This window comes from Microbispora sp. NPDC004025, assembly GCF_053604425.1.
In genome coordinates this window covers 277,570-298,926 of record NZ_JBSGHN010000013.1, presented here as the reverse complement: position 1 = coordinate 298,926, position 21,357 = coordinate 277,570, and the positions used below count along the sequence as shown (strand labels likewise).

19 protein-coding genes and 1 riboswitch are annotated in these 21,357 nt (G+C 70.4%); of the genes, 7 read left to right on the top strand and 12 right to left on the bottom strand.

Annotated features, from left to right (window positions below):
* Positions 1-601 precede the first annotated feature (601 nt).
* The gene (locus tag ACWEQG_RS29310) at positions 602-2,647 is read left to right on the top strand and encodes a S9 family peptidase (protein ID WP_452289606.1); all 2,046 of its coding nucleotides are present in this window, start codon (positions 602-604) and stop codon (positions 2,645-2,647) included.
* Complete coding sequence (mgrA, locus tag ACWEQG_RS29305) at positions 2,644-3,669, top strand: L-glyceraldehyde 3-phosphate reductase (RefSeq protein WP_363462445.1); 1,026 nt, start codon at positions 2,644-2,646, stop codon at positions 3,667-3,669. Before ACWEQG_RS29310 ends, mgrA begins: the two co-directional genes overlap by 4 nt.
* A gap of 136 nt (positions 3,670-3,805) precedes the next feature.
* Here the strand turns inward: mgrA and ACWEQG_RS29300 are convergent, their stop codons facing one another.
* Entirely contained in the window at positions 3,806-6,211 is a 2,406-nt protein-coding gene (locus ACWEQG_RS29300; protein ID WP_452289597.1) for a flippase-like domain-containing protein, read from the bottom strand.
* A gap of 49 nt (positions 6,212-6,260) precedes the next feature.
* Here ACWEQG_RS29300 and ACWEQG_RS29295 point away from each other — a divergent pair, with 49 nt between their 5' ends.
* Positions 6,261-6,698, top strand: a complete 438-nt coding sequence (locus ACWEQG_RS29295; RefSeq protein WP_452289595.1) for an RpiB/LacA/LacB family sugar-phosphate isomerase — start codon at positions 6,261-6,263, stop codon at positions 6,696-6,698.
* 35 nt (positions 6,699-6,733) lie between these two features.
* Positions 6,734-8,782, top strand: coding sequence for a molybdopterin-containing oxidoreductase family protein (locus ACWEQG_RS29290; RefSeq protein WP_452289593.1), 2,049 nt, complete (start codon positions 6,734-6,736; stop codon positions 8,780-8,782).
* On the opposite strand, the gene ACWEQG_RS29285 is transcribed toward ACWEQG_RS29290, so the two are convergent.
* Positions 8,753-9,202 (bottom strand): N-acetyltransferase family protein, encoded by a 450-nt coding sequence (locus ACWEQG_RS29285; RefSeq protein ID WP_452289592.1) that lies wholly within the window; start codon positions 9,200-9,202, stop codon positions 8,753-8,755. The two genes, ACWEQG_RS29290 and ACWEQG_RS29285, sit on opposite strands and share 30 nt — an antisense overlap.
* An 85-nt stretch (positions 9,203-9,287) precedes the next feature.
* Between ACWEQG_RS29285 and ACWEQG_RS29280 the strand changes: the two genes are divergently transcribed.
* Complete coding sequence (locus tag ACWEQG_RS29280; RefSeq protein ID WP_363462450.1) at positions 9,288-9,737, top strand: hypothetical protein; 450 nt, start codon at positions 9,288-9,290, stop codon at positions 9,735-9,737.
* Positions 9,738-9,740: 3 nt separating this feature from the next.
* On the opposite strand, the gene ACWEQG_RS29275 is transcribed toward ACWEQG_RS29280, so the two are convergent.
* Entirely contained in the window at positions 9,741-10,118 is a 378-nt protein-coding gene (locus ACWEQG_RS29275; protein WP_363462451.1) for a VOC family protein, read from the bottom strand.
* A gap of 41 nt (positions 10,119-10,159) precedes the next feature.
* A complete protein-coding gene (locus ACWEQG_RS29270; protein ID WP_363462452.1) occupies positions 10,160-10,405 on the bottom strand; it encodes a CBU_0592 family membrane protein in 246 nt (81 codons plus the stop codon).
* A gap of 5 nt (positions 10,406-10,410) precedes the next feature.
* A riboswitch (guanidine-III (ykkC-III) riboswitch) is annotated at positions 10,411-10,482 on the bottom strand.
* Between the two features lie 147 nt (positions 10,483-10,629).
* On the opposite strand from ACWEQG_RS29270, the gene ACWEQG_RS29265 reads away from it, so the two are divergent.
* Entirely contained in the window at positions 10,630-12,453 is a 1,824-nt protein-coding gene (locus ACWEQG_RS29265) for an acyl-CoA dehydrogenase (RefSeq protein WP_452289590.1), read from the top strand.
* 57 nt (positions 12,454-12,510) lie between these two features.
* On the opposite strand, the gene ACWEQG_RS29260 is transcribed toward ACWEQG_RS29265, so the two are convergent.
* Positions 12,511-14,022 carry a sodium:solute symporter family protein gene (locus tag ACWEQG_RS29260; RefSeq protein WP_452289588.1) on the bottom strand — a complete coding sequence of 504 codons (1,512 nt, stop codon included), beginning with the start codon at positions 14,020-14,022 and terminating at the stop codon, positions 12,511-12,513.
* A 443-nt stretch (positions 14,023-14,465) separates the two neighbouring features.
* Entirely contained in the window at positions 14,466-15,629 is a 1,164-nt protein-coding gene (locus ACWEQG_RS29255) for an MFS transporter (RefSeq protein WP_452289586.1), read from the bottom strand.
* Between the two features lie 134 nt (positions 15,630-15,763).
* Between ACWEQG_RS29255 and ACWEQG_RS29250 the strand changes: the two genes are divergently transcribed.
* Positions 15,764-16,222: a MarR family winged helix-turn-helix transcriptional regulator gene (locus ACWEQG_RS29250; protein WP_452289584.1), complete on the top strand. Its 459-nt coding sequence runs from the start codon at positions 15,764-15,766 to the stop codon at positions 16,220-16,222.
* A 2-nt stretch (positions 16,223-16,224) separates the two neighbouring features.
* On the opposite strand, the gene ACWEQG_RS29245 is transcribed toward ACWEQG_RS29250, so the two are convergent.
* From ACWEQG_RS29245 to pdhA, 6 genes are all read right to left on the bottom strand, one after another.
* The gene (locus tag ACWEQG_RS29245; RefSeq protein WP_452289582.1) at positions 16,225-16,518 is read right to left on the bottom strand and encodes a Dabb family protein; all 294 of its coding nucleotides are present in this window, start codon (positions 16,516-16,518) and stop codon (positions 16,225-16,227) included.
* Positions 16,519-16,660: 142 nt separating this feature from the next.
* Positions 16,661-17,512 (bottom strand): hypothetical protein, encoded by an 852-nt coding sequence (locus ACWEQG_RS29240; protein ID WP_452289580.1) that lies wholly within the window; start codon positions 17,510-17,512, stop codon positions 16,661-16,663.
* Positions 17,513-17,517: 5 nt separating this feature from the next.
* Entirely contained in the window at positions 17,518-17,697 is a 180-nt protein-coding gene (locus ACWEQG_RS29235) for a hypothetical protein (RefSeq protein ID WP_452289578.1), read from the bottom strand.
* A 71-nt stretch (positions 17,698-17,768) separates the two neighbouring features.
* Positions 17,769-19,256, bottom strand: a complete 1,488-nt coding sequence (locus ACWEQG_RS29230; RefSeq protein ID WP_452289576.1) for a dihydrolipoamide acetyltransferase family protein — start codon at positions 19,254-19,256, stop codon at positions 17,769-17,771.
* A gap of 13 nt (positions 19,257-19,269) precedes the next feature.
* Positions 19,270-20,244 (bottom strand): alpha-ketoacid dehydrogenase subunit beta, encoded by a 975-nt coding sequence (locus ACWEQG_RS29225; RefSeq protein ID WP_452289574.1) that lies wholly within the window; start codon positions 20,242-20,244, stop codon positions 19,270-19,272.
* Positions 20,241-21,332 carry a pyruvate dehydrogenase (acetyl-transferring) E1 component subunit alpha gene (gene pdhA, locus ACWEQG_RS29220; RefSeq protein WP_363462462.1) on the bottom strand — a complete coding sequence of 364 codons (1,092 nt, stop codon included), beginning with the start codon at positions 21,330-21,332 and terminating at the stop codon, positions 20,241-20,243. The genes ACWEQG_RS29225 and pdhA overlap by 4 nt, the downstream gene beginning before the upstream one ends.
* Between the last annotated feature and the right edge of the window lie 25 nt (positions 21,333-21,357).

The following is a 21,357-nucleotide window of genomic DNA, read 5'->3' as shown; positions in this document are numbered from 1 at the left end:
GCCGTCATGACGGGGTCATGCATGATTTCATGCACTGGCTTTTAGCACACTGTTGAGTTCTCAAGAAACGGACGCGACCACCATCACCCAGAACCCGATTCACCAGGCCCTACGCTCCGGGGCGTTTCGCTTCGTTCGTTGTGTCTTAATCCTGTCCGACCCGCTGTTTCCTGTCAAATCCGCCCCACCGGGACCGACTTGACCCGAAACCCGCCAACCGACAGGAATTCGACCGCCCCGTTTCCGGGGCAACCCCTCTAACTTACCCGAACCCCCAGCCCGGCGCAAAACCACCGACCCAGACACCCAAGAAGAGAGAAGGACACCGACGACCAGCCCGCGCACAGCCAACACAACCACCGAAGTGATCGAAGAGGAGTGCGCCGAACCGCGCCGACAACAGAAGATTACCAGGGCCCGGCACTGCCATGACCCGAGTTGAAGAGAACGCCGGGAGCTCCGGGTCTATTCCCTCCCGTCGCCGCCACTTCCAGAGGCTCCTCCACCGGCCCGAACCACGTCCCGTCGCGGGTTATCCACAGGCCGCGGCGAGGAGCCTTGGCGGGACCACGCCGAACATAGACTTTGGCGGGTGAGCGACATGCCGCCTGTAGCGAAGAAGGTCTCCCTGGAGCGCACGCATCACGGTGACACCGTCATCGACGAGTACGCGTGGCTGCTCAAGAAGGACGACCCCGACACCATCGCGTACCTGGAGGCGGAGAACGCCTACACCCAGGAGAAGACCGGCCACCTGCAGGATCTCCAGGAGGCCATCTTCAAGGAGATCAAGGGCAGGACTCTGGAGACAGACCTGTCCGTGCCCACTCGCAAGGGCGCCTGGTGGTACTACTCCCGCACCGAAGAGGGCAAGCAGTACGGCTTTCAATGCCGCGTGGCCGCCGACGGCGACAGTCCGCCGCAGCTGGAGCCGGGCACGCCGCTTCCGGGTGAACAGGTGATCCTGGACGGCAACGAGCTCGCCGGCGACAGTCCGTTCTTCTCCATGGGGACGAGCGCGATCAGCCCTGACGGCACGAGGCTCGCCTATTCGACCGACTTCTCCGGTGACGAACGCTTCACCCTCCGGTTCAAGGACCTGACCACGGGCGAGCTGCTCCCGGACGAGATCCCGGGGGTCTTCTACGGCGGCGCCTGGTCGGCCGACGGCTCCACGTTCTTCTACACCACCGTGGACGAGGCTTGGCGCCCGTACCGGATCCATCGCCACACCCTCGGCTCGGCCGAGGACGTCGTCGTCTACCAGGAGGACGACGAGCGCTTCTGGGTGGGCGTCACGCTGACCCGCAGCCAGCGCTACCTGGTGCTGACCTCCGGTAGCAAGATCACCAGTGAGGTGCGGATCCTCGACGCGGACACCCCGGACGGCGAGTTCACGGTCGTGCGGCCCCGGCGGACCGGTGTGGAGTACGGGCTGGAGCACGCCGCCGACCGCTTCCTCATCCTGCACAACGACGGCGCCGTGAACTTCGAGCTCGCCGGCGCCCCCCTCGACGATCCGGGGAGCTGGACTCCCTTGATCGAGCACAGGGACGACACCAGGCTGCTCGACGTGGACGCCTTCAAGGACTACGTCAGCGTGCACTTCCGCCGTGACGGCCTCACCGGCATCAGGATCCTGCCGGGTGACGGCGGCGAGCCGTACGAGATCTCGTTCCCGGAACCGCTGTACGACGTGGCGCCGACCGGCAACGCCGAGTTCGAGACCGGCAGGCTTCGCCTCAGCTACACCTCGATGGTGACGCCGCCGTCGGTCTACGACTACGACCTGCGGTCCGGCGAGCTGATCCTGCTGAAGCAGAGGGCGGTGCTCGGCGGCTACGACCCGGCCGACTACGAGCAGTTCCGCGAGTGGGCCACCGCTCCGGACGGCACCCGGATCCCGCTCTCGATCGTGGTCCGGAAGGACACGAGCCGGCCCGCTCCCACCCTGCTCTACGGCTACGGCAGCTACGAGTCGTCCATCGACCCCTACTTCTCGGTGGCCCGGCTCTCGCTGCTCGACCGGGGGTTCGTGTTCGTGATCGCCCACGTGCGTGGGGGCGGCGAGATGGGCCGCCGGTGGTACGAGGACGGCAAGCTGACCAGGAAGAAGAACAGCTTCACGGACTTCGTGGCCTGCGCGCGGCATCTCAAGGCCGGGGGCTGGTCCGATCAGATCATCGCCAGAGGCGGCTCGGCCGGCGGCCTGCTCGTGGGCGCGGTCGCCAACCTGGCCCCGGAGGAGTTCGCGGGGATCGTCGCCGAGGTCCCGTTCGTGGACGCGCTGAACACGATCCTCGACCCGTCGCTGCCGCTCACGGTGACCGAGTGGGACGAGTGGGGTGATCCGCTGCACGACCCCGAGGTCTACGCGTACATGAAGACCTACTCGCCCTACGAGAACGTCGACGGCCGGACGTACCCGGCGATCCTCGCGACCACCAGCCTGAACGACACGCGGGTGCTCTACCACGAGCCGGCCAAGTGGATCGCCCGGCTCCGCGCCACCGCCCAGGGCGGCCCGTTCCTGCTGAAGACCGAGATGGGCGCCGGCCACGGAGGCCGCAGCGGCCGTTACGACGCCTGGCGTGAGGAGGCGTTCGCGCTCTCCTGGATCCTCGACCGAGTTGGAGTGACCGAGTGAGCTACGTGGCAGCCGAGGGCCGGTACGGGCCCATGCCGTACAACCGGACCGGACGGAGCGGGCTGAGGCTGCCCGCGGTGTCGCTGGGGTTGTGGCACAACTTCGGCGACGACAAGCCGATCGAGACCCAGCGGGCCATCCTCCGGCGGGCCTTCGACCGCGGAGTCACCCACTTCGACCTCGCCAACAACTACGGTCCGCCGTACGGCTCGGCGGAGATCAACTTTGGGCACATCTACCAGCAGGACTTCACCAGGTACCGCGACGAGCTGGTGATCTCCACAAAGGCGGGGTACGACATGTGGCCCGGCCCGTACGGCAACTGGGGGTCGCGCAAGTACCTGCTCGCGAGCCTCGACCAGTCGCTGAAGCGGATGGGCCTCGACTACGTGGACATCTTCTACAGCCACCGCTTCGATCCAGAGACGCCCCTGGAGGAGACCATGGGGGCGCTCGCCCACGCGGTCCGCTCGGGTAAGGCGCTTTACGCGGGCATCTCGTCCTACTCCCCGGAGCGGACCCAGGAGGCCGCGGCGATCCTGCGGGACATGGGTACCCCGCTGCTCATCCACCAGCCCTCCTACTCGATGCTCAACCGGTGGATCGAGAACGGACTGCTCGACGTGCTGGAGGAGGAGGGCGCGGGCTGCATCGCGTTCTCCCCGCTGGCGCAGGGCATGCTGACCGGCCGCTACCTGAACGGCATCCCGAAGGACTCCCGGGCCGCCCAGGGCAAGTCGCTCGATCCGTCTCTGCTGACCGAGGAGAGCCTGCGCCACGTCCGGCGGCTCGACGAGATCGCCCGGCAGCGTGGCCAGTCGCTGGCGCAGATGGCCCTGGCCTGGGCGCTGCGCGACTCGCGCGTGACGTCGGTGCTGATCGGCGCGAGCAGCGTCGAGCAACTCGACGACAGCCTCGACGCGATCAACCGGCTCGACTTCACCCAGGACGAGCTGGACGCGATCGACAAGGACGCGGTCGACTGCGGCATCAACCTCTGGGCCGCATCCAGCGCGCACTGAGCGTCCACGAGCCGCGGGGCACGGCGCGGGCGGCGCGTGCCCCCGGCTCGTGACCCCCGGCTCGTGACCTCCCGGCGCGCGACCTCCGGCGCGTCTCCCGCCGCTCGTCGTCCCCGCGATCCGCCGGGGGATGGCTTCAGAGGGCGTTCTGACGCTGGAGGTAGGCGAAGGAGGCCCAGCCGGGGAGGACGGGCAGCCAGAAGGTCATCAGCCGGAACAGCAGCACGGCCGAGGTGGCGATCGGCTGCGGCAGGCCGGCGAGGGTGAGGCCGACCGACAGCGACGTCTCCACCGCCCCCAGGCCGCCGGGCGTGGGGGCGGCCGAGCCGATGGCGTTCCCGGCGAGGAACACCACGGCGACGGCCGTGAAGCTCACGTCGCCGCCGAAGGCGTGGACGCAGGCCGCCAGGCAGGTGACGAAGCTGATCGTCAGCAGCACCGTGCCGAAGACCGCCTCCGCGATCTTCCTGGGTGACTGCACGACGTCGAGCAGCCGGGGGATCACGCCGGAGAACATCGCGCGCACTCGCGAGGTGACCACCCGGCGCAGCGGCCGTATGGCGAGCACGATGAGGAACAGCACCGCCAGGCTCAGCAGCACCACGAGCAGCCCCCGCGACGGGGTCAGGGACGGCGCGGCCTGGGTGCCGGTCAGGTAACCGAACAACAGCAGCAGCATGATGTGCGCGGTCAGGCCGACGAGCTGGGACGCTCCGACGCTCGCCACCGCCGCGCCCGGCGGCACTCCGCGCTTCTGCAGGAAGCGGGTGTTGATCGCCACCCCGCCGACCGCGGCGGGCGCGACCAGCTTGACGAACGACCCGGCGAGCTGGGCCAGGATCGTGCGTCCCAGCGGCAGCGGCTCGGGGACGAACCCGCGCAGCATGATCGCGGCGGCGACGTAGCTCAGCGCGGCCGTGAGCAGCGCGACCCCGCTCCACCCCCAGTTCGCCGAGGTGACGATGGAGACCAGGTTGACCCGGCTGAGCTGGGGAAGCAGCAGGTAGGCCGCGATCACGCTGAGGATGATCGTCACCAGCGTCCGGAGGCGGAACCTCTCGAGCCGCACCTCCTCCACCTCGACCCGGGGCTTGAGCGCGATGATCTGCTCGCGGATCTCGGGCAGCAGTCGCTTGTCCCGGCGGGCGGCGGTCCTGGTGTCGCGGCTCAGCGCGATCCGCTGGAGCAGCGGCATGGCCCCGGCGAGCACGTCCTCCCCCAGCACCCGGGCCGCCGACCGCACCGAGCGTTCGGCGCCAACGCGGGTGCCGAGGTAGGCGAGCAGCTGGGCGATGTCGAGACGCAGCAGCAGGTCGCCGGCGGCGATCTCGCCGCTGCGGGCCTCAACGAGGTAGACGTTCCGGTCGGCGTCGACGTGCATGCTCTCGCCGGTGAGGTGGCGGTGGGCCAGGCGGTGGGCGTGCAGCAGCCGGACCTGCTCCCACATCCTCGTCAGCAGTTCGTCGTCGAACTCCTCGTCGTTCAGCTCGCTCACGGGCCGGGTGTCGACGTGCTCATAGGCGAGCAGCGCCGCCTCGGTGCCGACCTCGCTCGTGCCCAGCAGGCGCGGCAGCCGTACGCCGGCCGCCTGCGCGGCGTACGCCATCAGGGCCTCGCGTTCGAGTTCGGCGCGCAGCGAGCGGATGGCGCGGCGCCGGGTCTCGTTGTTCAGCAGGAAGCGCCGCCACAGCCGGTAGAGGACGCCCGCCACCTGCCGGTCCCGGTCGAGCACGGTCACGTCGATCCTGCGGTCGCCGACCAGGCCGACGACGTAGCGGCGGCTGCCCGAGCTGTCGTCCTCCACCCGCCTCGCGCTGACCGGCGTGAAGCCGAGCCTGCGCAGCGCGGCCAGCACGGCGCTGCCGGGCGGCCTGGTGTTCGCGCTGCCGATGCCGTACAGCGTGCCGAACCCGACGGCGAGGCCGACGACGTAGGTGAGGATCACGCCGAGCGCGGTGACCTTGGTGGCGGTGAAGAGCGCGAACACGTCCAGGGCGAGCGCGACCCACATGAGCGCCCGCCAGTGGGGACGCCGCCCCATCCGCACCGCCGTGGCGTACGCGATGGCGGGGGTGAGCACGGTGTTGAGCGGCTCGACCTCCCTGCCTCCGGTGAGCAGCTGCACCAGATCGGCCGGGCCCGCCTGGACGAGCCACTCGTCCAGCGCGTACGACACGAGCAGGGCGAGGATCGCGGCGATCAGCCCCTGTGTGACCCGCATGCCGTCGCGGTGGAAGACCCGTTCGACGGCGAACGCGACCGGGACGATGAGCACGGCGACGCCGCCCAGCAGCCCGGCGGCGGCCGAGAGCACCTCGGGGGCGCGGCCGGTGCCGGCCTGGACGTCGGTCTCCAGGCCGTTCAACGTGCGCTGCAGGGCCAGAGCCAGCAGCACGACGGCGCCGAGGGCCAGCAGCGTGAGCAGGAACCGCAACGCGTCGGAAGGACGGCGGATCCGCTGCGGCAGCAGAGGCTCGACGACGAGGACAGCTCCTTGGCCAGGAGTGTCCAGCGCTATGTCCTGCTCCTTGATGCCTCTCACCACCAGCGATTCTGTGCGATCTTCGCACTCGGTGTCCACAATTGACGGCATGCGTATATCCCTGGCCTCGGACAGCCTCGACGGCATCGCGTCGGTGCTTGCGGCCGAGGTGGAACGGCGCGGCCATTCAGTCACACTCTATGGAGCATTGGCTCCCGGTGACCGGGCTGATTGGGCATGGTGCTGCTCCGCCGCCGCGAGAGACGTGGCGGAGGGCCGCGCCGACCAGGCCGTGGTGTGCTGCTGGACCGGCACCGGCGCGTCCATCGCGGCGAACAAGGTGGCGGGGGTGCGGGCGGCGCTGTGCGCCGACGCCGCCACCGCCGCGGGCGCCCGCGAGTGGAATGACGCCAACGTGCTCGCGCTCAGTCTCCGCCTCACCTCCCGGCAGGTTCTGACGGAGATCCTGGACGCCTGGTTCGCCGGCGCGCCGAGCACCGATCCCGAGGACGCCGCGAACATCGCGTACGTCGGGGAAATCCGGTAGAGACCGCCCGCGGCCGGCACGCTAACGTCGATGTCATGAGCACGTCGCTACCCGTCCTCGGCGCCTGTCCGCTCGACTGCCCCGACACCTGCTCCTGGGTCGTCACCGTACGCGACGGCGAGGCCGCCGGGCTGCGCGGCAACCGCGACCACCCCTACACGCGCGGAGCCCTGTGCGTGAAGGTCAACCGCTACCTGGAGCAGGTGCGGTCGCCCGACCGCGTCCTCCATCCGTTGAAGAGGGTGGGGCCGAAGGGTTCCGGCCGGTTCGAGCGGATCAGCCTGGACCAGGCGCTGTCGGAGATCGCCGCCAAGCTGGCGTCGATCGTCGAGGAACACGGCGGCGAGGCGATCTGGCCCTACCAGGGCACCGGGACGCTCGGGTACGTCCAGGGCGAGTCGGGCAATGCGGGGCGGCGGTTCTGGAACGCCCTCGGCGCGTCCCGGCACGACCTCAACATCTGCGCGCGGGCCGGCAACGACGGGCTGCGGTACGTCAACGGGACCCCCGGCGGCATGGACCCCGAGACGTTCGCCCTGTCGCGGCTGATCCTGCTGTGGGGCACCAACACGCTGACCAGCGGCCACCACCTGTGGAAGTTCGTCCAGGACGCCCGCGCCGCCGGGGCGTACGTCGTGGCGATCGACCCCATCCGCACGCGTACGGCCGACCAGGCGGACGAGCACCTGCCGATCCGGCCGGGCACGGACGCCGCGCTCGCCCTCGGCCTGCTGCACGTCGTGCTTGAGGAGGGCGCCGAGGACCGCGCGTACATCGAGGAGCACACGACCGGCTGGGACGAGTTCGAGGCCGAGATCCGCAGGCATCCCCCGAAGCTGGTGGCGGAGATCACCGGCCTGCCGGAGGAACGCATCCGCGCCCTCGGCGTACGGCTCGCGCACACCCGCCCGACCGGTATCCGGGCCACGATGGGCATCCAGCGGCACGCCGGCGGCGGGGCGGCGATGCGGACGATCGCCTGCATTCCCGGCGTCACCGGCGACTGGCGGCACCCCGGCGGCGGGGTGGCCTACTCCACCTCGGGATACGCTCCCGCGGGCCCTGACACCCGCGACGACCTGCTGCCGCACCCCGTGCGCACGCTCACGATGACCCGGCTGGCCGACGGTCTGGACGAGTCGGTCAAGTGCCTGTGGGTCTACGCGGCCAACCCTCTCGGCTCCACCTCGGACCAGAACCGGATCAGGGCGGCGCTGGCGCGGGAGGACCTGTTCACGGTGGTGATGGAGCAGTTCCCGACCGACACCGTCGACTACGCCGACTACGTGCTGCCCGCCACCATGCAGATCGAGCACCTGGACGTGCACCACGGCTACGGGCACATGTACATGGTGTGGAACGAGCCCGCCGTCGAGCCCCCGGGCGAGTGCCTGTCCACGACCGAGACGTTCCGCCGGCTCGCCCGGAAGATGGGGCTGACCGAGCCGTCCCTGTACGACACGGACCTCGAACTGGCCGAGCAGACGCTCTCCCAGGTGGGCATCACCGTGGAGGAGATCCGCAAGCAGGGCTGGGCCCGCCTGCGGGTGGCCGACCCGTTCGTGCCGTTCACCGAGGGCTTCCCGACGCCGAGCGGGCGGCTGGAGTTCGCCTCCGCGAAGGCGGAGGCCGACGGGCTGCCGCGGGTCGCCGGTTACGTGCCCTCGCTCACGGCCCGTACGGCTCCCGCCGACCGGCCGCACCCGCTCGTCATGATCACCCCGGCCGCGCACACGTTCCTCAACACGCAGTTCGCCAACAACCCTGAGCTGCGCAAGCGGTCGAAGGGCCCCACCGTGCTGGTCAACCCGGCCGACGCCGACGCACGCGGCCTCGTGGACGGGCAGGCCGCGCGGGTCTTCAACGGCAACGGCGAGTTCAGGGCGTACGTGGAGGTCAGCGATCGGGTGGCGCCGGGGGTGGTGGCGGCGCCGAAGGGCCACTGGCCCAAGCTGTCGGCCGGCGCGAACCCCAACGCGCTCGTGGACGAGCGGGACGCCGACATGGGCCGGGGCCCGGTCTACCACGACAACTTCGTCGACGTCGCCCCGCTGTCACAAAGCGAGCTTGAACCCCTCGTGTGAGGCGGTGAAGCCGAGCGAGCCGTAGAAGCGGTGGGCCTCGGTGCGGGCCTTGTCGGACGTCAGCTGCACCAGCGCGCAGCCGCGTTCCCTGGCCCGCCCGACCGCCCACCGCAGCATCTCCCGGCCGATCCCCCGGTTGCGGTGGGGCACGGCGACCCTGACCCCCTCGATCTGCGCGCGCTCGCCGCCCCGGCGCGACAGCCCGGGGATGTAGGTGAGCTGCATGGTCCCGACGATCTCACCGCCCGACTCCACGACGATCAGCTCGTTGCGCGGGTCGGCGTCCACCGCCTCGAAGGCGGCGTGGTAGTCCGGGTCCACCGGGGAGGACGGGCGGGATGCCGTGATCGGGTCATCGTTGATCATCGCCACGATGACGGGGACGTCCTCACGCCGGGCCGTACGGAATTCGAGATCCATGCCGGGAGACTAACCGGGGCGCGTCAGGGGAGGCTCAGGGACTTCCCCGATGCCGCGGAAACGCCCAAAAGGGCACTCTGAAGCCATGAACGAACTGACCCGAATGGACGAGATGTCCTTGGCCGGCGCGGCCCTGCGCGGCGCGCCCTGGCGGGCCGCGGCGACGTCCGGCGGGGCGGTCGCGGCCACGAGCTTCCTCCTGGGCGTCATCCTGCCCGGCCCGGCCGACCTGACCTGGGCCCTGTGTGCGGGCATCACGGTGTTCGCCCTCGTCGCGGCGATCGGCTCGATCTCCAAGCCGGACGCCGGCGACCGGGTGACCCGGCAGGCCCGTCTCTGGGCGCTGCGCCACCCCTGGCGCTTCTCGCTCTATCCGGGCCTCGGCGCCGCGGCGCTGATGTACCCGGTGCAGCTCGTGATCGACCGCGAGGGCGTCTTCGGCGCGGCCTGGGACGCGTTGTGGGGCGGCGCGCTCGTGCTGCTGATCACCGCCGTTCTCACGGTCTCGATGCGCGGCCGCGCCAAGGGCGCCTGAGCCTCAGGCCTCCCGCTCCGCCGCGCCGCGGCAGACGCAGAACTCGTTGCCCTCGGGGTCGAGGAGAGTGACCCATCCGGCGCCGTCCGGGGTGCGGTGGTCCTCGTACGGCTTGGCCCCGAGCGCGAGCAGCCGCTCCACCTCCTGGTCGCGGGTGCCGTTCCCGGTCGGCCTCAGGTCGAGGTGCAGCCGGTTCTTGACCGTCTTGCCCTCCGGCACCTGGATGAAGAGCAGGTGCGGAGGGCCGTCCGGACGGTCCAGCATGACCTCGTCGTCCTCCGGCTCGGAGTCGACGAGCGGCCAGCCCAGGGCCTGACTCCACCACTGGGCCAGCTCGTACGGCCGGGCGCAGTCGATCGTCGTCGTCTGGATCTCAATCATGCGCCCACCCAATCCCGACACCGGCAAAGGTGTCAAACGGGTTACGTGGCCGCCCGCCGTGGTCGAAGCGCCCGGACGAGGCTGACCGCGGACACCACGGCCCAGACCCCCTCCAGCAGCAGGAATCCCCAGTCGTCGTCCGCGTACGCGAGCCACGCGAGCACCGCGGAGCCGACGAGGTTGAGCACGAGGTAGATCTTCGAGCTGTTGTCGAGGACGTTCATCTGGGAGAGCAGGAACGCGCCGAGAATCAGGACGGCGCCGACGATCTGCAGAACTTGGTCCATGTCCTTCCGCCCACCGTCTTCGCTGGTCCGGGTACGGCGGGCACCTCGTCCGGGAAGACCGCGGATCGCGGCCTTCTCACAACGGGACGATACCGGCTGTGAGACCTCATTCCGTGCGATATGTGGCACAGACCCTGGATAAGGGCGGTTACTCGCGGGTAGCATTCCTTTAGAGTTACCGACCAGTACGTTACCCCCGGGTTCGGTTCTAGGAGCGCACACAGATGGGTCACTACAAGAGCAACCTCCGCGACCTGGAGTTCAACCTCTTCGAGGTGTTCGGCCGCAGGGAGATCCTCGGCACCGGCCCGTTCGCCGAGGTCGACGAGGACACCGCGCGAAGCGTGCTGGACGAGGTCAACCGGCTGGCCACCGGCCCGATCGCCGAATCGTTCGAGGACGCCGACCGCCACCCGCCCGTGTTCGACCCCGCCACCCACGACGTGACCATGCCGGAGAGCTTCAAGCGCTCCTACCAGGCCTGGGTGGACGCCGAATGGTGGCGTCTCGAGCTGCAGCCGGAGCTCGGCGGCACGCCCGCCCCGCGCAGCCTCGTGTGGGCCATGGCCGAGATGGTGCTCGGCGCCAACCCCGCCGTGTGGATGTTCGCCTGCGGCCCGGCCTTCTCCCGCCTGCTGTTCGAGCTCGGCACCCCCGAGCAGAAGCGGTTCGCCGAGATGGCCGTCGAGCGGCGCTGGGGCGCGACCATGGTGCTCACCGAGCCCGACGCCGGCTCCGACGTCGGCGCGGGCCGTACGAAGGCGGTCCGGCAGCCCGACGGCACGTGGCACATCGAGGGCGTCAAGCGCTTCATCACCAGCGCCGAACACGACATGGCCGAGAACATCTTCCACCTCGTGCTGGCCCGGCCCGAGGGCGCCAAGCCCGGCACCAAGGGCCTGTCGATGTTCCTCGTGCCGAAGTACCTGGTGGACCTGGAGACCGGCGAGCTGGGCGAGCGCAACGGCGTCTACGTCACCAACGTCGAGAAGAAGATGGGCCTGAAGGTCTCCACGACCTGCGAGCTCACCCTCGGCGAGAAGCACCCCGCCATCGGTTACCTGGTCGGTGACGTGCACGACGGCATCCGGCAGATGTTCATGGTGATCGAGCACGCCCGCATGATGGTGGGCGCCAAGGCCATCGCCACGCTGTCCACCGGCTACCTCAACGCGCTGGACTTCGCCAAGAACCGCGTCCAGGGCGCCGACCTGACCCGCTCGGGCGACAAGACCGCCCCGCGCGTCACCATCACCCACCACCCGGACGTACGCCGCGAGCTCATGCTGCAGAAGTCGTACGCCGAGGCGATGCGGGCACTGGTGCTCTACACGGCGACGATCCAGGACCAGATCCAGATCGCGGAGTTCGAGGGCCGCCGCGACGAGGCCGCCGAGGCGCTCAACGACCTGCTGCTCCCGCTGGTGAAGGGCGTCGGCTCCGAGCGGTCGTACGAGCTGCTGGCCCGCTCGCTGCAGACCCTCGGCGGCTCGGGCTTCCTGCAGGACTACCCGATCGAGCAGTACATCCGCGACTCGAAGATCGACTCGCTGTACGAGGGCACGACCGCCATCCAGGGCCAGGACCTGTTCTTCCGCAAGGTCCTGAAGAACCAGGGCGCGGCGCTGGGGTCGCTGCTCGGTGAGATCAAGGCGTTCGCGGCCTCCCAGGCGGGCAACGGACGGCTGAAGGTCGAGCGCGGCCTGCTCGACGAGGCGGCCGACGAGGTCAAGGCCATGGCCGACACGATGGCCGGATGGGCGATCTCCTCCATGGAGACGCCGCAGGAGGTCTACAAGGTCGGGCTGAACACCACCCGGTTCCTCATGGCGCTGGGCGACCTGGTGCTGGGCTGGCTGCTGCTGCGTCAGGCCGAGGTCGCGCTGAACGCCCTGTCCGCCTCGGAGGAGGACAAGGCGTTCTACACGGGCAAGGTCGCCGCGGCCTCGTTCTTCGCGCAGACCGTCCTGCCCCGGCTGGCCGCCGAGCGCCGCGTGCTCGCCGCCACCGGCCAGGACCTCATGGAACTGCCCGAAGAGTCCTTCTGATCCGGTTCTGGATTGGTACGGCCGCCGCCCACGAGTTGGCGCGGCGGCCGTACCGCGTCACGCCGACGCGGGGAGGGGCCGGGCGGCGCCGTCCTCGTCGGTGTTGACGGTCCGGAGCAGTTCCTCACGCTCGGGGGTGTTCTCCGGGCGGACGAAGCCGATGATCGTGAAAAGCACGAGAGAGGTGGCCACGGGCGCGGCCGTGGACACGGCGGTCGACAGGCCGCTCACGCCGTAGTTGGTGAGCCAGAAGACGAACAGGCCCGCCGCCCACGAGATCAGCGCCGCCGTCGGGCCGGAGCGGCGGAACAGCGGCAGCATGCCGAGCAGCAGCGGGATCGAGATCGGGCCCATCAGACCCGCCACCCACTTGATGACGACCGTGATGATGTCCTTCAGCATCGGGCTGTTGACCTGCGTGGCCACGGCCATCGACAGCGCGATGAACGCGACCGTGGTGACGCGGGCCGCGACCAGGGCGGCCCGGGTGTCCCAGCCCCGCGCGGCGCGGGACAGCACCGGGATCACGTCGCGGGTGAAGACCGAGGCGATCGCGTTGGCGTCGGAGGAGGCCATCGCCATCGTGTGGGAGAAGAAGCCGGCGATCACCAGGCCGAGCAGGCCGTGCGGGATGAGCTGGGTGGTCAGCAGCGCGTAGGAGTCGCTCGCGTCCGGCTTGGTCGCGTGGACCAGCAGCGGCGCGGCCCACATCGGGAAGAACAGCAGCAGCGGCCAGATCGCCCACAGCACGGCCGACAGCCGCGCGCCGCGGGCCGCCTGCGCCGCGTCCGGCGCGGCCATGTACCGCTGGGCCTGGTTCCACATGCCGCCGTTGTACTCGAACGTCTTGATGAACAGGAACGCGAGCAGGAACGTCACGGTGAAGGGACCGTTGAGCGGCTGCGCGTGTCCCTCCGGCAGGCGATCCCACATCCCGCCGATGGCGTCGACGCCGCCGAGCTTGGCGAGGACGGCGACCAGCATGACGACGCCGGCGAGGAGCTGGATGACGAACTGCCCGAAGTCGGTGAGCGCGTCGGCCCACAGGCCGCCGACCGTGCAGTAGACGGCGGTGACGACACCGGTGATCAGGATGCCCTGGTTGAGCGACAGGCCGGTGAACGTCGACAGCAGCGTGGCGATCGCGGCCCACTTGGCGCCGACGTCCACGATCTTCAGCAGGCCGCCGGACCAGGCGAGCGCCTGCTGCGTCGGCACGTTGTACCGCTTGGCGAGGAATTCCAGCGGGGAGCTGACCCTGAGCTTCGACCGGATCCGGTTAAGCCGCGGCGCGAACAGCACCGAGCCGATCGCGATGCCGATGGCGATCGGGAACGCCCAGGTGACGTACGACGTGGCGCCGTAGAGGTAGGCGATGCCGGCGTACCCGGTGAACATGACGGCGCTGTAGCCGGACATGTGGTGCGAGATGCCGGCCAGCCACCAGGGCATCTTGCCCCCGGCGGTGAAGAAGTCACTGATATTGCCGATACGCCGGTGCGAGTAGACGCCGATCGCCACCATGACGATGAAATAGGCGCCGAGAACGTACCAGTCCAATTGGTTCACGCGCGTCGTACCTCCGGGTGAACGGCGGCACCCGGACCGACAACCGCCTGGCCTCGTTACGATGCGCCCGCCCCCCTGCCGCCGTCAATGGCGGGTTCGCAGGTCAACGGCTCATGGAGGACGGGACGGAGACCGTGACGCAGGTCACGGCCTGTTCATATTCATGAACCAAATTCGCGTATCCGAATCGTTATCGTGTACGGCCTTGATCCCGCACAGGCCCGAGGGCGAGAGTGTGCGGCGAAATGAGATTCCAGCAAGCGGCACACGACGGACCCGTCACCGCCTGGCACCGGTGATCGTCCGGCAAGGCACGTGGATGGAAACGGGAGGACGAGGGGCGCTGTCCCGCCGCCCTCCGCGCGAGCATGCCCGGAAGCGCGAGAGGCCCGGGAGCGCGAGAGGCCCGGATGCACGGGCGAGCGGGTGCACGGGCGAGAAGGTCAGGCGGCCACGACCACGGCGGAGCGGCGTTCGAGGGCGGCCGAGACAACGGCGAGCACGAGCGCGGAGGCGGTGAGGAGGGCGCCCACCCAGTTGGGCGCGGTGTAGCCCAGGCCCGCCGCGATGACGAGGCCGCCGAGCCAGGAGCTCAGGGCGTTGCCGAGGTTGAAGGCGCCGATGTTGACCGCCGAGGCCAGCGTCGGTGCGCCGTGGGCCAGGTCGAGCACGCGCTTCTGCAGCGGCGGCACGGTGGCGAAGCCCAGCGCCCCGACCAGGGCGATGGTCACCGCGGCGAGGATCCTGCTGTGCGCGGTGAGCGTGAAGGCGGCGAGGACGACCGCGAGGGCGCCCAGCGAGACGTACAGCATCGGCATCAGCGCGCGATCGGCGAACCTTCCCCCGACGAGGTTGCCGGCGACCATGCCGAGACCGAAGAGGACCAGCAGCCAGGTCACCGCCCCTTCGGGGTAGCCCGCGACCCGGACCATCATCGGCGCGATGTACGTGATTGCCGCGAAGACGCCGCCGAACCCGAGCACGGTCATGCCCATCGCCAGCAACACCTGGACGTCGCGGAGAGCGGCCACCTCGTGACGCAGGCGTACGCCCTCGGGGCGCGGCATCTCGGGCACGAGCACGGCGATGCCGATCAGGCCGAGGACGCCGAGCCCGGCGACGCCGGCGAAGGTCGTCCGCCAGCCGGCGACCTGTCCGACCAGGGTGCCCAGGGGTACGCCGACGACGTTGGCCACGGTCAGACCGGTGAACATCAGCGCGATCGCCCCGGCTCTCCGGTGGGGGGCGACCAGTTCGGCCGCGACCACGGACCCGATGCCGAAGAACGCGCCGTGCGCGAGCGAGGCGATCACCCGGCCGGCCAGCATCACCCCGAAGCCCGGCGCGAGGGCCGAGAGCAGGTTGCCGGCGATGAACAGCGCCATCAGCAGCATCAGCACGCGCTTGCGGGACGTGATCGTCCCCAGCACGGTCATCGGCGGGGCGCCGACCACCACGCCCAGGGCGTAGCCCGTGACGAGCAGGCCGACGGTCGGGATGGAGACGCCGAGGTCGGACGCCACCTGCGGAAGCAACCCCGTGATCACGAACTCGGTGGTCCCGATCCCGAAGGCCCCGATGGCGAGGGCTACGAGTGCGAGAGGCATGGAGGTCCCCCAACGATTGCAAGAGCCAGTAGCACGCGCAGACAATAGTTGCACACGCCTAATACTTGCAAGCGCGGGCTATTGCATGGGTGGAGTATCCTCGTCTGGGTCACACGCGAACGGAGGGAGAGTCGATGACGGCCACGGATCCCGCCCTCACCGCTCTCGCGCAGGGCTGGTGCGCCCTCTCCCTGCTGCACGAGAAGATCGAGGCGCACATCGAGCGCGCCCTGCAGAGCGAGCACGGCCTGAGCGTGCGGGAATACTCCCTGCTGGAGACGCTCAGCCGGCAGCACGACGGCCCCGGCGGCCACCTGCAGATGAAGCAGGTCGCCGACGCCGTGGTGCTCAGCCAGAGCGCGACGACGCGCCTGGTGACCCGGCTCGAAGAGCGCGGGCTGCTCACCCGCTACCTGTGCCCCACCGACCGCCGTGGGATCTACACCGACGTCAGCCCCGCGGGCCTGGCGCTGCTCGCCGAGGCCCGGCCCACGAACGACGCCGCCCTGCGGGAAGCCCTCGACCAGGCGGCCCGGAACCCCCGGCTCGCTCCTCTGGTCGAAGCGGTCGAATCACTGCACGCGCAGGGGTGACCCTAGAGGACGTACTGCACGGCCGCACGGGCGGCGAGGATCGGCGTGATGCACTCGTCGATCACGGCCCGGTGGGCCGGGTGGTCCCGGTAGACGACGTAGTCCTCCGGGGAGTCGAAGTCGGCGACCACGGCGAAGGAGAAGTTGCCCTGGTTGACGCCCGCGTCCGGGCCGATCTGATAGGAACGCAACTCGGAGATGACGTCCGGCAGCCCGCCCAGCCGCCTGGCCACCTCGGCGCGCTGCTCCTCGGTGGCGTCATCGGTCCACTTCAGCAGCACGACGTGGCGGAACATGCACTCCCCCTGGGACGAGGCTCACGCGGCCCCGCGGCCGCACCGTTGACGGCGTTCATCTTCTCATCCCCCACGCCCGCGGAGCGGACCGCCGCCCCCGCGTGACGCCGGCGCCCACGACGGACGCCTCGTACGGTGCCGCTCACAGCCAGTGCCACTCGACGGAGGCCCGCCTGCGCCGTGCGGCGAGCCACTCGCGGAACGCGTCCGCGCCCGCCGCGGCCAGTGTCTCCGCGTCGTCGTCCCGCGCCACCCGGCGCTCCAGCACGATCCCGGTCAGAAAGCCGGCGCCGTACGCTGTCGGGCCGACCAGCGTGTCGTGCGCGGCGTGACGCAGGGGCGCGGGCAGGTCCCTGGCCCACCGCTCGCCCACGGTCATCACCGCCTCCCCACAGCCCACCAGGCCGGCCGGGCCACGCAACCACTCCCCGTTCACCGGCTGCGGGCCCGTCACCCACAGGGCGCGTACGCGGTCGAATTCGCAGCGGTTGGCCGCGAGATGACCCCGCGCGAGCTCGGCCTCCTTGCGCCGCCGGAAGCGCCGCCGCCGCGCGATCCCGGCGATGAACGCCTCGAACTGCTCGCCGGACAACGGCAGCTCCACCAGCCAGGCCAGCGTGGCGGCGCGGTCGCGCAGGCCGTGGCCGGCGCGGAAATCCTTGGCGGCGGCTCGCAGGTCGCTCTCGTCGAGCGGCTCGCGGTCCTCCAGCGTCTCGTTCATCAGCAGGCACTGATCGACGATCTCTTCGAGCAGGCACCGCTCGGCGCGGTCACCGTGCGGCGGCCGGCACACCAGCATGAGCGCCTCGGCGACCCGCAGGCGCACCCGGTCCACCGTGACCAGGTATCCGGCGGCAGGATGCCCGGCCGACACGGGCACGTCACCGTCAGGCGGGGCGGAGACGGCCGCGAGGACGGCCGTACGGCGGCGGAGCAGGTCACGCAGCAGTTCGACGGCTTCGGCGAGGACCACGGCGAACGCGGTCGCGGGCACGGCGGTCACCGCGAGCCGGCCGTGACGGTCACCGTCACCCGCGACGCGGCGGCGACGGCCGTCACCCGCGACCCGGCGGGACACGCACCGTGGTCCCACCGGGTCACGGAGACGCCCAGGCGCTCGATCTTCGGGAGGACGCGGCACACGGTGGTGTCCCGCCGGTCGATCGAAATGAGGATCACAGGCGAGAACGCTAGGAATCGCCGCTTGAACCTCACTGGTTCGGATCTTGCATCCGACTTGAGCGGAGCGATCAGCTCCAGGCGAGCATTCGGAGGGGGTCCTCCAGCATGGCGCCGACGTCACGCAGGACGTAGGAGCCGAGCTCGCCGTCGACCACGCGGTGGTCGAACGACAGCGCCAGGGTGGTCACCTTGCGGACCGCGAGCTGCCCGTCGACCACCCAGGGCATGTCCCTGATCTGGCCCACGGCGAGGATCGCCACCTCTCCCGGATTGAGGAGCGGCGTGCCGGCGTCGACGCCGAAGACGCCGACGTTGGTGATCGTGATCGTGCCGCCGCTCAGCTCGGCCGGCTGGCACTTCCCGGCCCGCGCCCGCTCGGTGAGCTCACCGAGCGCCCGGGCGAGGCCGGGCAGCGACATCGCGTCGGCGTCCTTGATGTTCGGCACGATCAGCCCGCGATCGGTGGCCGCGGCGATGCCGAGGTTCACGTAGTGCTTGACCACGATCTCCTCGCCGGTCCACGACGCGTTGGCCATCGGATGCCGCTTCACCGCCGTGATCAGGGCCTTCGCGACCAGGAGCAGCGGGGAGACCTTGACCTCGGCGAACTCGGGCAGCGTACGCAGCCGCCGGACCGCCTCCATCGTCTCGGTCACGTCGACCTGGAGCCACTCGGTCACGTGCGGGGCCGAGAACGCGCTGGCCACCATCGCCTGCGCGGTCGCCTTCCTGACCCCTCTGACCGGGATGCGCTCCTCCCGCGCGGTCGTGTCGCGCCCGCCGGCCGGTGCGAGGGAGGGCGCCGCCACCGCCGCCTCCACGTCGGCCCGGGTGATCGACCCCTGGGGGCCGGTGCCCGTCAGGGTGGTCAGGTCCACGCCGAGGTCCTTGGCGAGCTTGCGGACCGGCGGTTTGGCCAGGACGCGCGCCCGTACGGAGGCCCCGGCCCCGGCGCCGTTGCCCTGTGCCGCCTGTGCCGCCTGTGCCGCCTGTGCCACCGCGGCCACGGGCGCCACAGGTCCCACCGGTGCCGCGGTCGCCGCAACGGTCGCGACCGGGGCAGAGGCGGGCAGCACCGGAGCGGCGGGCGCGGACGGAGCGGGCACGGACGGAGCGGGCGACGCCGGTTTGCGGGGGCGGCGGCGGGTGGCGCTCGTCTTGACGCCGTACCCGACCAGCACCGGCTGGCGCTCCTCCTTGGCCGGCGCCTGGGCCGGATCCTGAGCAGGGGCGTGGGCCGAAGCCTGGGCCTTCCGCACGTCCGGAACCATGTCGTCGGCCAGCGCCTCCCGGCCCGGGCCGGCGCCGTCGCCGCCCGCGCCGTCCTCCACCGAGATGATCGGGGCGCCGACGTCGACGGTCTGGCCCTCATCGGCCATCAGCGCGGAGACGGTGCCCTCGTACGGACACGGCAGCTCGACGACGGCCTTGGCCGTCTCGATCTCCACGATCGTCTGGTTGATCTTCACCGAGTCGCCCGGGGCGACATGCCACTTGACGATCTCAGCCTCGGTCAGTCCCTCGCCCACGTCGGGGAGTCTGAACTCGCGCAGCATGGCAGATCCCCCCTCAGTACGTGAACAAGCGGTCCACGGCGTCGAGCACGCGGTCCAGGTCGGGCAGGTAGTGGTCCTCCAGGCGGGAGGGCGGATAGGGCGTGGAGAACCCGCCCACCCGCAGCACCGGCGCCTCCAGGCTGTAGAAGCAGCGCTCGGTGACACGCGCCGCGATCTCGGCGCCGAAGCCGGTGAAGACCGGGGCCTCGTGGACGACGACGCACCGTCCGGTCCGCGTCACGGACTCGGTCAGGACGTCCACGTCGAGGGGGTTGAGCGAGCGCAGGTCGACGACCTCGACGCTCCGCCCGTCCTCCTCCGCCGCCGCGGCGGCCTCCAGGCAGGTCTTCACCATCGGCCCGTACGCGACCAGCGTGACGTCGCGGCCCTGCCGTACGGTGCGGGCGCGGTCGAGCGGCAGGCCGGGGGCGGCGAGGTCGATGTCGGCCTTGTCCCAGTAGCGGCGCTTCGGCTCGAAGAAGATGATCGGGTCGTCGCAGCGGACGGCGTCCTGGATCATCGTGTACGCGTCCGCCGGGTTCGAGCACGCGACCACCCGCAGGCCCGCGGTGTGGGTGAAGTACGCCTCGGGCGACTCGGAGTGGTGCTCGACCGCCCCGATGCCGCCGCCGCAGGGGATGCGTACGACGACGGGCAGCTTGAGCGTGCCGAGCGACCGCAGCGGCATCTTGGCGAGCTGGGTGATGATCTGGTCGGCGGCCGGGAACACGAACCCGTCGAACTGGATCTCGCACACGGGCCGGTAGCCGCGCAGGGCCAGGCCGATCGCCGTGCCGATGATGCCCGACTCGGCGAGCGGCGTGTCGATCACGCGGTCCTCGCCGAAGTCCTTCTGCAGGCCGTCGGTGACGCGGAAGACGCCGCCGAGCTTGCCGACGTCCTCTCCCATCACGAGCACCTTGGGGTCGTCCTCCATGGAGCGGCGGAGGCCCTCGTTCAACGCCTTGGCGAGAGTCAGAGTGGTCATCGCTCGAACCCCGCCAGGTAGGTCAGGTACTGCTCGCGTTCCTCGTCGAGGAGTGCGTGGGCGCCGGCGTACACGTGATCAAAGATAGCCCCGGGCGGCGGGTCGGGCAGCGCCAGGCACCGGCTGCGCACGTCCTTGCCGAGCGCGTCCGCCTCGGCGTCGATCTTCTCGAAGAACTCCTGGTCGGCGAGCTGGTTCTTGAACAGGTACGCCTTGACCCGCTCGATGGGGTCCTTCAGCTTCCACGCCTCCAGCTCGTCAGCGAGGCGGTAGCGGGTGGGGTCGTCGGAGGTGGTGTGCGCGCCCATCCGGTAGGTGAACGCCTCGATCAGCGTGGGCCCCTGCCCCTCGCGGGCGTTCTGCAGCGCCCGGCGGGTCACGGCGAGGCAGGCGAACACGTCGTTGCCGTCGACGCGGATCCCCGGGAAGCCGAAGCCGGACGCCCTCTTGTACAGCGGGATCTTCGACTGCTTCTCCAGCGGCTCCGAGATGGCCCACTGGTTGTTCTGGCAGAAGAAGACGACGGGGGCGTTGAACACAGAGGCCCAGATGAAGGACTCGTTCACGTCGCCCTGCGAGGTCGCGCCGTCGCCGAAGTAGACGATCGTGGCCGCCTCGGCGCCGTCGCGCTGGACGCCCATGGCGTACCCGACCGCGTGCAGGGCCTGGGAGCCGATGACGATCGTGTAGAGGTGGAAGTTGTGCTCGGCCGGGTCCCATCCGCCGTTGCTCACGCCGCGGAACAGGGCGAGCAGCTTGACCGGATCGACGTCGCGGCACCAGGCCACACCGTGCTCGCGATAGGTCGGAAAGGCCATGTCGGCGTCCGTGAGCGCCCGGCCCGATCCGATCTGCGCGGCCTCCTGCCCGAGCAGGGACGCCCAGATGCCGAGCTCTCCCTGCCGCTGGAGCGCGACGGCCTCCAGGTCGACGCGGCGGACGAGGACCAGGTCACGGTAGAGAGAGCGGACCTCCTCCGCGGTCAGCTCGATGTCGTAGTCGGGATGCTCGACCCGCTCCCCCTCCGGGGTGAGCAGTTGGACGAGCTCCGGGGGTGCGTCTACACCGCGAGGGGCGTCGGCTGTCACGTGCCACTCCTGTGCGTGTCGGGCC